Source organism: uncultured Rothia sp. (assembly GCF_963507905.1).
Taxonomy (GTDB): domain Bacteria; phylum Actinomycetota; class Actinomycetes; order Actinomycetales; family Micrococcaceae; genus Rothia.
Genome location: NZ_CAUOUU010000001.1, coordinates 130,777 through 143,738, shown reverse-complemented (window position 1 = coordinate 143,738; position 12,962 = coordinate 130,777). Strand labels below are relative to the sequence as shown.

10 protein-coding genes are annotated in these 12,962 nt (G+C 61.0%); 3 read left to right on the top strand and 7 right to left on the bottom strand.

The window, feature by feature from the left end:
• Positions 1-199: 199 nt before the first annotated feature.
• Complete coding sequence (locus RQ593_RS00630) at positions 200-1,966, bottom strand: long-chain-fatty-acid--CoA ligase (protein ID WP_311449524.1); 1,767 nt, start codon at positions 1,964-1,966, stop codon at positions 200-202.
• Between the two features lie 147 nt (positions 1,967-2,113).
• Between RQ593_RS00630 and RQ593_RS00625 the strand changes: the two genes are divergently transcribed.
• From RQ593_RS00625 to RQ593_RS00615, 3 genes are read left to right on the top strand one after another with little or no spacing between them, the layout of a single operon-like run.
• The gene (locus RQ593_RS00625; protein ID WP_005504480.1) at positions 2,114-2,263 is read left to right on the top strand and encodes a hypothetical protein; all 150 of its coding nucleotides are present in this window, start codon (positions 2,114-2,116) and stop codon (positions 2,261-2,263) included.
• On the top strand, positions 2,263-2,925 hold the full coding sequence (locus RQ593_RS00620) for a sugar O-acetyltransferase (protein WP_311449523.1): 663 nt from the start codon (positions 2,263-2,265) through the stop codon (positions 2,923-2,925). The genes RQ593_RS00625 and RQ593_RS00620 overlap by 1 nt, the downstream gene beginning before the upstream one ends.
• A 33-nt stretch (positions 2,926-2,958) precedes the next feature.
• Complete coding sequence (locus RQ593_RS00615) at positions 2,959-4,062, top strand: hypothetical protein (protein WP_311449522.1); 1,104 nt, start codon at positions 2,959-2,961, stop codon at positions 4,060-4,062.
• Positions 4,063-4,220: 158 nt separating this feature from the next.
• Here the strand turns inward: RQ593_RS00615 and RQ593_RS00610 are convergent, their stop codons facing one another.
• The 6 genes from RQ593_RS00610 to RQ593_RS00585 all read right to left on the bottom strand — a co-directional run bounded on the left by RQ593_RS00610 (position 4,221) and on the right by RQ593_RS00585 (position 12,768).
• Positions 4,221-5,687 (bottom strand): dihydrolipoamide acetyltransferase family protein, encoded by a 1,467-nt coding sequence (locus RQ593_RS00610; protein WP_311449521.1) that lies wholly within the window; start codon positions 5,685-5,687, stop codon positions 4,221-4,223.
• Positions 5,688-5,786: 99 nt separating this feature from the next.
• Positions 5,787-6,773, bottom strand: coding sequence for a transketolase C-terminal domain-containing protein (locus RQ593_RS00605; RefSeq protein ID WP_311449520.1), 987 nt, complete (start codon positions 6,771-6,773; stop codon positions 5,787-5,789).
• Positions 6,774-6,775: 2 nt separating this feature from the next.
• Positions 6,776-7,942: a thiamine pyrophosphate-dependent enzyme gene (locus RQ593_RS00600; protein WP_311449519.1), complete on the bottom strand. Its 1,167-nt coding sequence runs from the start codon at positions 7,940-7,942 to the stop codon at positions 6,776-6,778.
• Between the two features lie 402 nt (positions 7,943-8,344).
• On the bottom strand, positions 8,345-9,472 hold the full coding sequence (locus RQ593_RS00595; RefSeq protein WP_070630037.1) for a histidinol-phosphate transaminase: 1,128 nt from the start codon (positions 9,470-9,472) through the stop codon (positions 8,345-8,347).
• Positions 9,473-9,704: 232 nt separating this feature from the next.
• Positions 9,705-12,140 carry an extensin gene (locus tag RQ593_RS00590; RefSeq protein WP_311449518.1) on the bottom strand — a complete coding sequence of 812 codons (2,436 nt, stop codon included), beginning with the start codon at positions 12,138-12,140 and terminating at the stop codon, positions 9,705-9,707.
• Positions 12,141-12,159: 19 nt separating this feature from the next.
• Positions 12,160-12,768, bottom strand: coding sequence for an ABC transporter substrate-binding protein (locus RQ593_RS00585; RefSeq protein ID WP_311449517.1), 609 nt, complete (start codon positions 12,766-12,768; stop codon positions 12,160-12,162).
• Positions 12,769-12,962: the final 194 nt, after the last annotated feature.

Here is a 12,962-nt window from a genome sequence, read left to right as displayed (position 1 = left end):
AGTTAAGAGCTATTCATGAGACACAGAACGTCAAGGTCGTCATATTTTGTCATATTTCGTCATGCAGTGATTATTTCCAGGTCACAAAGCGTCATTGACGGTGTATTCAGGCGCACACAAAACGCCGGCAAGGGTACAAAAACCCAAGCCGGCGTCCATCTAACCCACTCATTACGAGCAGGCGGCGAATCAACCAGTACTACTGATCGAACTCACCCGAAGCAATCAGCTGCTCACGCACCTTACGGCGCAGAACCTTACCCAGCATCGAACGGGGCAGGTCATCCACCACCACGATGCGGCGCGGAACCTTATAGCGGGTCACCTTCGAGTAGCAGTGCTCACGCAGGGTGTGTTCCTGCACCACGCGTCCCGGGGCGGCAACCACGGCGGCAACGACCATCTCGCCACCGGCGGGCAGCGGAATACCGACCACTGCCGCATCCGCGACCATGTCGTGCTGCTTGAGGGCGACCTCAACCTCCGTCGGGGAGACGTTGAAACCGCCGGTAATAATGACTTCCTTAATACGGTCGACAATCTGAATGAAGTAGTCCTCGTCCAGGCGCACAATATCGCCGGTACGCAGCCAACCCTCGGGGGTGATGGTCTTCGCGGTCTCGTCCTCACGCTTCCAGTAGCCGGCAAAACGCTGAGGGCCCTTCACCCACAGCTCGCCCTCTTCGCCATCAGGCACGTCCTCGCCGGTCTCCGGGTCCACCACACGAATATCGGTGGAGGGGAACGGAACACCAATAAAACCGGCACGGCGAGTGTCATTGAGCGGGTTACAGGACACCAGCGGCGCGCACTCGGTCAGGCCGTAGCCCTCCACCATGAAACCGCCGGACGCTTCCTCCCACTCGGCAACCAGCTCAGGCGGCAGGTTCATCGCACCCGAGACCGCGTAACGGATACCCTCCAGGGACACGCCGCGCTTCTTCGCCTCATCCATGAGGCGGCGATACACCGGCGGAACCGCAGGAAGAATGGTCGGGCGGGTCTTCTTCATCGCCTTCAGAATCAGGTCCATGTCCACAGTCGGGAACAGCACCAGGCGGGCACGGCACAGCGACGCAATCGTCACGCCCAGGGTCATACCGTAGGCGTGGAACAGCGGCAGAACCGAGTAAATCACCTCGTCATCGCCCGGGTTAATCCATGCCTCACCCATGCGGCCGTTAGACTCCAGGTTGCGGTGCGTGAGCATCACGCCCTTCGGCAGACCGGTCGTGCCGGAGGTGTACTGTAGCAGCGCAATATCGTGCGCGGTCGGGCGGCGATGCGACGGGTCAATACGCTCGCTCTTCACCAGCTGAGCCCACGGCACCGTACCCGGAGCGGGACCAGTCAGCTTCTCACGCGAAGCACGCGCACTCTTCAACGGCAGCTTCAGCGCGGTACGCATCAGCGCAGGCATCGCCGAAATCATGTTCACCGAATAAATATGGTTCGGGCGGATATCCGCCGGAAGACCCGTAATATGCGAGGCGATCTTATCCCACACAATCGCGACCTTCGCGCCGTGATCCTCAAACATGTGGCGCAACTCCGCGCCCGTGTACAGAGGGTTATGCTCCACCACAATCGCGCCCAGGCGCAAAATCGCGTAGAACGCCGCAATATGCTGAGGGCAGTTCGGCAAAATCAGCGCCACACGGTCACCCGCCTGCACACCCGCTACGCGCAGACCCTCCGCAGCACGCTCAATCTGATCCCCCAACTCAGCGTAGGTCGTGGTCGCGCCAAAGAACTCCAGCGCCACCTTGTGGGGTACGGTGCGGACCGCCTCGTCAATGAGGTGGCTCAGCGAGGTCTCGGGCAGCTCAATATCGCGGGCAGTCCACGAAGAATAATTCTTCAACCAGGGGCGATGCGCCAACGGATGCGCACCAGCCGATACGCCAGCGGGGGATGCAGGTGCCGCCGCATCCTGCAGATTCGTGTTCTTCTGAGCCTCAGTCATGCAATGATTGTGCCTTCCCGCCCCCGCAGGCTTCAACTCAGCACCGTTTCTTTCCACGCTGAAAATCACACGGCACACCCGCCCCAGATACCGCAATAAACACCGAAACACTAAGGCAGAACCCCGCAACTCTGGGATACTTAAAGCATGAGTAAACGACAGCAAGACATCACTGACGAACAGTTCAAGAAGCTCCTCCGCGAAATTTCCAAACGATTCGCAATCGCCGGAGGAGTCGTCATCCTGTTCGGAATGGCCATCATCGCACTTGCTTATCTTCTGGGAGGAGCCCACTAATGCACACCCCGCAGCGCCCCAACGGCGACATCTTCAACCGCATGGTCTCCGGCGCCGCCTACATGCCCGACGCCGAATGCGCCGCGCAGACTAAGCGCATCCACGCTGCAACCGTCCTCGCCGAAGAACACTACGCACGCGGCGAGCAGGCCCAGGCAATGCACGTCTACCGTGAACACCTCGGCCACCTGGGCGAGCACTCGCACATCCGCCCCGGTGCACGCTTCGACTACGGCGTGAACACCTATATTGGTGACGGCTCCTTCTTCAACTTTGGCTGCGTCTTCCTGGACGTCTGCCCGATCCGCATCGGCTCCACCGTGCTCGTCGGCAACAACGTGCAGTTCCTCACCCCCACCCACCCGCTCAACCCGGTCGACCGCGCCGCATACTGGGAAGGTGGCAAGCCCATCACGGTTGAAGACAACGTCTGGATTGGCGGCGGCGCCATCATCCTGGGCGGCGTGACCATCGGCAAGAACTCCGTGATCGGTGCGGGCACCGTCGTCACCAAGGACGTCCCGGCTAACTCCCTGGTCGTCGGCAACCCCGGCCGCGTGGTTCGCACCCTGGACGAGAACGAACGCCCGGCGTACCCGCACACCTACTCCGCAGAAGCCCTGGAAGAAGCACGCGCCTTCTACGCTGACCGCAACCGCTAAATCAGCACCCAGGACTAGAATCCAAAGGATTTAATGAACGCACAGAACAACACCCCGCAGCAGCGCCCGACCGCGGCGTCCACTCCCACCGAAAGTGACCTGTGGGAGGCGGCATTCTCCTCCGACGACCCCACCGTGGTTCTGACCGATGAGGAGCTGAACGCCGCACGCCGCGCCCACGAAAAGGCGCGTGAGTCGGTCTCTTCGGCTCAGTCCTCTGCGCAGTCCTCGCAGGATGCGACCCGTCCCCTCACCGAGGCGGCTCCCGCAACCCAGCCGCTCCTCTCCGCAAACAGCGCCGCTCAAAGTGCAGACTCCGGTGCTGACTTGGGTGAACCTGCTACCGACAACCTCAGCTGGCTCGACAAGCCTGCAGCTCCCAGCGCGGACAACGTACGCGGTAATGCTTCTACCGCTCCTACCGCTGCGGCAAGCTACGAGGTGCCCGCACCCAGCAACGCCCATGCGGCACCCAGTGCCCAGCAGGCTAATCCGGCGGATGATGACCACTTCGTCATCCCCACTCCCGCCGGTGATGCCGGTGCGGCGGGTGCAGAGCCCATCCTCACCGCCGCAACCGCGCTGTCCATGCAGAAGAGCCGCTACTCCCGCATGCACCTGCTGCCCGGCCTGCTCGGTTGGCTGATTACCATCTCCCTCATGGACGGTGGCCTGTGGGCTATCCAGTCGTGGCTGACCCTAACCGGTCAGACCGAATCCATCGAGTACGCCTCGGTGGTCTCCCGACTCTTCAGCGGCGCGTCGAACGCCGTGCCGGTCGCAGTGGCGCTGAGCGTACTGATTTTCTTCGCCTACTTGGTGGGCGGCTACGCAGCGGGCCGTATGGCACGATTCGCCGGCGCAAAGCAGGGCATCGCCGTGTGGCTCTGGCAGATTATGGCGCTCATCCTCGGATCCCTGGCGACCTTCCTGGCGCCTCAGCTGTTCCAGAACGGTGTTGCATCCCTGTCCCTGCAGAAGCTGATTGCGGGTGACTTCGCGAACGGTCTGCTGGCGGTTCTGCTGGTTCTGGCGTTGAGCTTCCTCGGCGCCATCCTCGGCGGCCTGTGCGGACGCCTGTACCACCGCCGCGTGGACAAGTACCCGAACGACCAGGTGGCACGCGAGGACGCCTAGGCTTCTCAGCACCTGCACCTCGTTGCGATAGGGATAAAACGTGCAGAAAACCTCCGCTACCTTGAGACAAGGTACCGGAGGTTTTCTGTATCTGAATCTGTATCCTAAATAGCTTCAGCTACCCAGCAATAAAACGCCGACTAGCCAAAACATGCCGCCTAGTGATCCAGTAGCAGTGCAGGCTCCTCAAGGATCGCAGCCACATCAGCCATGAAACGAGCCGACAGGTCGCCATCCACCACGCGGTGGTCGAAGGATCCGCCCAGGGTCGTCACCCAGCGAGGAATAACCTCACCATCAACCACCCACGGCTTCTGCTTGATCGTACCGAAAGCAACAATCGCAACCTCACCCGGGTTAATGATCGGGGTACCGGTATCAATACCCAGCGAACCAATGTTCGTAATGGTCAGGGTGCCGTTCGCCATCTCAGCGGGCTGAGTCTTACCCTCACGGGCACGGGTGGTCAGGTTATTCAGCGCAACAGCCAGCTCACGCAGGGACAGCTCCTGAGCATCCTTAATGTTCGGAACCATCAGACCGCGCGGGGTCGCCGCAGCAATACCCAGGTTCATGAAGTGCTTAATCTGAATCTCGCTATCGGTCCAGGTCGCGTTGACCTGCGGGTTACGCTCAGCAGCCCAAATCACGGCGGCGGCAAGCACCAGCAGCGGGGTGACCTTCACACCCTCAAAGTGGCGGGAACGCTTCAGACGCTTCACGAACTCCATGGTGCGGGAGGCATCAACATCCACAAAGATGGACACGTGCGGGGCGCTAAACGCCGACGAAACCATCGCCTTCGCGGTTGCCTTACGCACGCCACGCACCGGGATGCGCTCAATGCGGTCACCGGGGGTGGCTGCGGGCTGCCAGAACGGCTGACGGGCGCCGCTATGCTGCACATCGCTCAGGTGCGCCACATAGTTCATGAGGTCCTGCTTGGTCACCTGGCCGCGCGCACCGGTAGCGGTCACGTTCGCCAGGTCAACGCCCAGTTCCTTTGCGGCAAGACGCACCGGAGGCGGCGCGAGGGTCGGGCGGTGCGGAACCTGCTCGGGCGGCAGAGTCGGAGCCGCGGGCTCGTGCGACAGACGCTGCACCACCGAGTTCAGCGGGGTGTTCTCCACAAAGCGGGAGGCACGCTCAGCCAGCTCGCTCAGCAGGCCCTGGTTACGGTTTACCGGGTTGGAGGGGGTGTGCGCCACCGGTGCCTGAACAGCCGGTGCCGCCGGTGCCGCGGGAGCCTGTGCGGGCTGGGTTGCGGAGGCGGGGCGCTTGCGGGCGCGACGCTTGACCGCGTCCGCCTTGGGGCCGGAGCCGACCAGTGCGGTGCCGGATTCAGTCTCGGTTGCGGCGGGTGCAGCCGGGGCTGCGGGTGCGTTGTCGCCACCGGAGATGCTGATAATCGGGGTGCCCACCTCAACGGTTTCACCTTCGGCAACGAGCAGCGCCTCGACGGTGCCGGCGAAGGGCGAGGGCAGCTCAACGACGCTCTTAGCGGTTTCAATTTCGACGAGGACGTCATTGATGGCGACCTCGGTGCCGACGGCTACCTTCCAGCTGAGGATTTCTGCTTCGGTCAGGCCTTCACCCACGTCAGGGAGCGGGAAAATCTGGGACATTTTTACCTCTCACTAGGGCATATACCCTATACGGAATATTCTGTGCGGGTTTTTCACCCGCCATAGCGCAACACGCTGATACGTCAGATCAGGGCATGCCTAGTAGTCAAAAGCGCGGTCAACCGCCTCAAGAATACGGTCAATATCAGGCACGTACTCTTCCTCAACACGAGAAACCGGGTACGGCATGTAGTAGCCGCCCACGCGAATCACCGGCGCCTGCAGGCTGTAGAAGCAACGCTCCGTAACAGCCGCCGCCAGCTCGCCACCCATACCACCGAAAGTCGGTGCCTCGTGCGCAATAATCAGGCGACCGGTCTTCGCCACCGAAGCGGCAACCGTCGGCACATCCAGCGGCGAAATCGAGCGCAGGTCAATGACCTCGATCGAGCGGCCGTCCTCCACGGCAGCCTCTGCGGCAGCCAGAGCAACCGGCACCAGCGGACCGTACGCAACGATGGTCGCGTCGGCACCCTCACGCACCACCTGGGCGCTAAACGGATCAAAAGAAGTGTCGCTAAAGTCCACTTCACCCTTGAGCCAGTAGCGGCGCTTCGGCTCAAAAATAATGACCGGGTCGGGGCACTCAATCGCCTTGCGGGTCATCCAGTACGCCTCGTGCGGGGTCGAGGGGGTCACAATACGCAGACCCGCGGTGTGGGCGAACAGCGCCTCCGGGGACTCGGAGTGGTGCTCCACCGAACCAATCACACCACCGTACGGAATGCGGATGGTCACCGGCACCGTGTACTGCTTATCGGTGCGGTTATGAATCTTCGCCAGCTGGCTCGTGATCTGGTTGTAGGCGGGGAACACGAAGCCGTCGAACTGAATCTCCGGCACGGGGCGGTAGCCACGCAGCGCCATACCGATGGAGGTGCCGATAATGCCGGACTCGCCCAGGGGCGCGTCCATGACGCGGCGGTCACCGAAGCGCGCCTGCAGGCCTTCGGTCACACGGTACACGCCGCCGAGCTTGCCGATATCCTCACCGAGCATGACGACGGTGCGGTCAGCTTCCATGGCGTCTTCCAGGCCGCGGGTAATCGCCTTGGCGAGGGTCAAACGTTCAATTTTCTCGCTCATGCTTACTCCTCTTCAAAGCCTGCAACGTAGTTACGGTAGAACTCGCGGTCGTCTTCCACCTGCTGGTGTTCCTGCACGTAGACGCGGTCGAAGAAACGCTCAAAGTCGGCAACTTCGGAGTTCAGCACTGCCTCACGCACGCCGGATGCGACCTGCTGCGCGGATTCTGCAACCTCTTTGAAGAAGGCATCGTCGGCGTAGCCGTTATCGCGCAGGTGCTTTTCAAGGCGAAGCATGGGATCGCGGCGCAGGGGACCTTCCAGGTCGGCATCGGTGCGGTACTTGGTGGGGTCGTCCGCGGTGGTGTGCGGGCCGAGGCGGTAGGTCTCAGCTTCAATCAGCACGGGGCCTTCACCGGCACGGATTTTCTCCATGGCGTAGCGGGTTGCGGCGAGCACCGCGAGAACGTCGTTGCCGTCCACGCGGATACCTTCAAAGCCGTAGCCTGCGGCGCGGGTGGACACCGGCACACGGGACTGCACCTCGAAGGGCACGGAGATAGCCCAGCGGTTGTTCTGCACGAAGAAGAGCACCGGCGCGTTATAGGAGGCGGCGAAAACCATGGATTCGTGCGCGTCACCCTCGGTGGAGGAGCCGTCGCCAAAATAGACCGCCACGGCGGGTTTCTGGGTGTCCTCGGCGGGGTCGGTTGCCTGGCCCTGACCGGTGCGGCGGGTGCCGGTTTCAGCTTCGATGTCGGCGTCGAAGTTCAGGCCCATGGCGTAGCCGACGGCGTGCAGGGTCTGAGCGGCAAGCACCTTGGTGTAGGTGTGGAAGTTGTGTGCCTTCATGTCCCAGCCGTGGGTGGTGGAGCCGCGGAAGATGGTGATCAGATCGCGGAAGTCCACGCCACGCGTCAGAGCGACGGCGTGTTCACGGTAGGAGGGGAAGATGTAGTCGTTGGGCGCGTAGGCGAGTGCGGAGCCGACCTGTGCGGCTTCCTGGCCTCGACTGGGTACCCAGAGGGCGAGCTGGCCCTGGCGCTGCAGGGCGGTTGCCTCGTCGTCGAATCGGCGGGTGGTGTACATGAGGCGGTATGCCTCGCGCAGGGTGTCTGCGTTGACGTCTTCGATGTACCGGCTGTAGGTGGGGTGTTCGTGTACGGTGCCGTTTTCATCCATGAGCTGGATGCGTTCGGGCACTCCGGGGTACTTGTCGTTCTCGTGCATCTAACCTCCACACGTGACGAGGGCTTGGCCCTCAGCGGCTTGGGTTTTAGTCTCAACGTTCACCTGATGGTGCAGGGTTTGAGGTGTTCCGGCAAGCCTGTGAGGGTCTGGGCATATGTAGTTACCAGTCTACTCTTTTCGGCTTTATCTCGCGGCAGTTACGCTGATAACGCAGTGTATTGTGCCCTGTCATTCACTATTTGAACATCATTAAATTAAACCTCCCATATATTCTTTTTACGGAATATACGGGAGGTTTAATTTAACTCTTGAGAGCTTTTTCGAGCCATCATTTTTCCCGCGCGAGAACCATTTGAAAAGCCCAAACGAACCTCGACAAGGGAAAATAGTACATTGTTCAATTATGGTCGGGTAATCGCCTAAGCCCCTTCACAAGAGGCTCTAGAGACCCTTCGCGAAGACCTCGCATAGCGAGAGGAAACGGTCGTTCGCCTCCACCTCACCGATGCTCACGCGCACGCCCTCGGTACCGAACGCACGCACCGACAGCGCGTGCTCAGCCATCAGCTGCACAAACTCACCCGTACGCTCCCCCAGGGGCAGCCACACAAAGTTCGCGTAAGTGCTCGGGAACTCGTAGCCCAGCTCGCACAGGCGGGCGGTCACGCGCTCACGCTCAGACACCAGGTGGCTCACGCGCTCCATCACCGCATCCTCATGCTCGATGGAGGCGATAGCCGCCGCCTCCGCCAGCGCCGTCACCGCGAACGGGGTCGCCGCCACGCGCAGGTGCTGCGTAATCTGCGGATGCGAAATCGAGTAGCCCACGCGTAGACCCGCCAGGCCCTGCGCCTTGGAGAAGGTGCGCAGAATGATGACGTTCTCGTAGTCACAGTAGATATCCAGGCCGTTCAGCGGAGGCTCTTCACCCTCCTGCACGGTGGAGGCAGCGCAGAATTCGAAGTACGCCTCATCAATCACCACGGGAATGTGGGAGGGCACCTTCGCCAGGAACGCACGAATCTGGCTTTCGGTGACGGCGGGACCGGTCGGGTTGTTGGGGGTGCAGACCAGAATCAGGCGGGTGCGCTCGGTGATGGCGGCGGCCATGGCGTCCAGGTCGTGCGAGCCGTCGGGCAGGTTCGGCACCTGCACGCTGCGAGCGCCCATGATGCCGACAAGGATCGGGTACGCCTCGAAGGAACGCCAGGCGTAGATGACTTCGTCCTGAACGCCGTCGGCGTTTACGCCGGCGAAGGTTTTGAGAATCTGGTTGAGCGCGCCGAGACTACCGGCACCGGTGACGATGTCGTCAGCGTCCACACCCAGTCGTGCGGAGAGCTTCTGTCGCAGGGCGGTGGAGAGCGGGTCGGGGTAGCGGTGCGCGGTCGCAAATTCTGCGAGGACGCGCGCAACCTCGGGTACGGGGCCCAGCGGGTTCTCGTTGGAGGAGAGCTTGTACTGGGTGAGGCCTTCAACGGGTGCGGGCGGCTTGCCTGCCGCGTAGCTGGGCAGGGTGTTGAAGACGGGGCGGACCGGGATGTTGGCGTGTTCAGCTGACTGGCTCATGCTTCCAGTATGTGCCTGCGGGCGGCTCGGAGGCTAACGCTTCTCACCTGGAGAGCAGGTCGCGAGCAAGCTGTACCTGTGCAGGTAGCAGAGACTAGCCGCGAGCGCTGTACGCATAGATGGAGGGGCGCCGCCGGGTATTGGACCGGCGGCGCCCCTCTTCTCTTCTCTACTCTACTCGTCCCCTCCACCCTCCACCGAGCCGTCAAGATTGGTTCTTGAGATTGGGCTTTTAGACCATCAGGGGTTCACGCTCCTCGAGGGGAGTCAGGTCCTCGGGAGGGCCTGGTGCGCGGAACCCGGGATCGATATTCTCGGGCGGAGTTGGTGCGAGGAATCCCGGGTCAATGCTCTTGGGCGGGAGCATGGGCGCAGGTTTCAGGTCCGGCAGAGTGGGGATGAGCGACTCACCGCCGTCGTAGTCTCCGCCCTGTCCAGATCCGAAGATTGGAGGATTCTTGAGCACAGAGCCCACACTAGGGAGCTGCAACTGATCGATGAATGGCTGAGTAACAGCCTTTTCGATGTGCGTATGCAGATCTGCAGGTTTGGGCAGAATGTCCGGCGGGATCAGCCCTGCAGGGGGTAGCTGCCCTTCTGCCTCGATTCGAGCGGGCATCTTGATGGGCGCAGGCTCCGGACGACTCAGGTCCCCGGGCATCTTGATGGGGGCAGGCTCGGGGCGGCTCAGGTCGCTCGGCATATTGATGGCGGACGGCAGATGCTGCGGGTTGTATCCCTGCAGGAGAGGCACCTTGGGCATCTGTGGCACAGGCATTTCGGGCCATGCAGGCTGCGGGTTCTGAGATTCCTGTGGAGTCGGCTCAGGGTGAGGGATGGTCTTTTGGGCGCCCTCGATGACGGCGGGGATTTGCTGAGCAACCGCCCAGGCGGCTTCTCCGGCTTCTCGCTGGAGACCCTCAGCCTTCTGCTTGGCAATCTCCATGCCCTGCTGGACGTCTGAGATGGTATCTTCGACATTCTGCCGAGTATTTTCAACGTTGGCACGCACTACGCTATCTACTCGGTGTAGTTCCCCATCTGTTAGTTGGTCTATACCCTCATATAAAACTCGAGGATCAAGCTGCACCCCAGCTTCAAGAGCCTGTTTACCGTACCTAGCTCCACGCAATCCATACTCGTTCAGACGTTCTTCAAACGTGTAACCATCAGGCATAGCGGAAGCCGAGGTAACCTTTTGTTCCCCTTGCACGTAACCTTTATTACCCATGGCTGCTTTGAGAGCACCCAGGGTCTGGTTTCCGTATCCTTCACGTTGCAGGGTTTCTCTATATGCCCCGCTGTCATGTTTGAAATTTGAGACCGTAATTGCGGTATCACGTTCATCGGGACGCCAGCCTCCTTCAGGCCTAAACGCAGAGTCAGGAACCCAGTCTCCATCTCCTTCCACGTAGTCCACTCCAAAGTCACGACGTTTAGCCGGCAGACCTCGTAGCGGGGAAGCTTGAGCGTAGACACCCACGATGTTGATTTCTTTAGCAACTTCAGTGCTATTCGCCATGTTGTAGGCAATCATGCCTCCCTGGCTAAAACCTTCCATGTACACGCGGGCACCTTGAGGTGCTCCGGCTTCACGTAGAGCCTGCAGAACCATCTGATAGGCAGGGTTCTCCAGAGTATCGTTACCCAGTGCTTCGCGTAGAGTCCCAGGGAGATCTATAGGAGAGCCACCCACGGATGAGAAGTTCGTACCCGGAATACTCACCACATACAGGGCATGGGCTGGGTCACCTTCGTGTCCTGCTTCGTACATGACAGTGACGAGTACTGCACCGCGTTCACCCTTTGTCGGCTCTTGTTGGGAACGTTCAAACTCCTGGTCCTGCGCCTTGGCAGCAGCCTGCAGACGTTCAGCGCTAGCGTCCACCGTTAGACGGTTCTTCTCGCCGGAATGTGCGCTGACCCCGTAATCGTCGGCTGAGGCAGTGCGCATGTTATGCGCTTTCTTATCAGAATCCGGATCACGGAGAGGGCCGACGATTCCAACTCCGCCTACGGCCAAGACTTTTTCGATGATTCCCTGGGGTATTTTTGTTACAGCGGAGAGTCGCCCAGCAATACGCTGACGGGCAATTTCGGGATTCCATTTGGCGTCCATATAGGCGGTGAAACCGAAGATAATGGCTGCTACTACAGGCGAATGAGGCAATACCCAATAGGCCGCGAAATACCCAAGCTCGGGAATGGTGAGCTTGATGAGGTAGTCGGCTTCGCCGGGTTCTCCGGCGATGAGGCCGCGCAGGTGATCTCGGGTGCTGCGTCCATCGGGTAGCTTGCCGTCCTTTGCGATGCCCATGGATTCGAACCAGCCTGCGACAATATTTTCGGTCTGCAGGTAGGAGCTGTGGGCGGTGCGGACGGCGGCTGCGGTGGCGCCGAACTTTAGCGCGCTTCCGCCGAGCTCTGTAGCAAGGCCGGCGCAGAGACCAGCAGCCTGCTGGGCGCGTCCGTTGATACCGAGGAAGAGCCTGGTTTCGGCAGCGATGCCGAGAATCGGCATGGTTCGGTCGGCGCAGGTGCGGCTGACGGTGTCGAGCCCGTCGGCGATGGCGGGCATTTCTTCGAGGGTAACGCTGATGGTGCCTGCGGTGGGTCCTGCGGAGTCGGCGAGGTCACCGATGGGCGCAACGGTAGGTCCGGTAAGCATGGTGTCTCCTGGGGTGAGGTTAGTGGGTTCGGATGAGCGAGCTCAGCCCGTCGGGCAGGTTCACGTGCATGAGTGAATCGAGCGTTGACTGGGCTTTTTGCACGCCTGAGCGGGCGATGATTTCGCCGGGGTTGAGTTTTTCGAGGGCGTCCGCGACGCCGTCGGCGAGTTTGCCGAGCAGGTTATCTACGGCGGAGGCGGCGGCTTTGATGGCTTGCGCTTTGGCGGTGAGGTCGTTGGCGAGTTCTTCACCGGCGGCGGCGATCATGGCGGCGGCGCTTTCGGCTTGTTCGGCTTGGTTGCGGATTTTGTCGCGGTGTTCTTCGAGTTGTCGCCGGTAGGCGCGTCCTGCTTCTGAGGTCCAGTGGTCGCCGTTAAGTTCGGTGGCACGTTGGTGTGCGGTACGGATTTCTTGGGCTTCGGTGCGCATCCGGTGGGAGAGTTCTGCGCCTTTGGCTCGGGCGAGGGTGGCTGCTGCCATGAGCTGGGTGGCGAGGGCGTGGCCGGCGGCGGTGCCGATGCCCATGTGTCCTGCTGCGCGGAGAATATCGGTCGGTTCGATCCGGGGCAGCTGGGGTACGGGTGGTGGTGTGGTGTCGACGAGGGTGCTCATAGTGTGTCCTTTCACGGCGGGTTTGTTTTAGGCTAAATCTGCCGCGGTGACCGTGCAGGTGGAGTGCGGCAACCTGTGGATAACTCAGGCTTGTTTCGAAAAATTCGCACGTTTTTACCCCTTATCACCCGAAAAATGCCCCCTCCGTACCCCCTCGTTTTGTCATATTTCTGCAACTAACCCAGCCACCCATCACGTCCATATGCTCT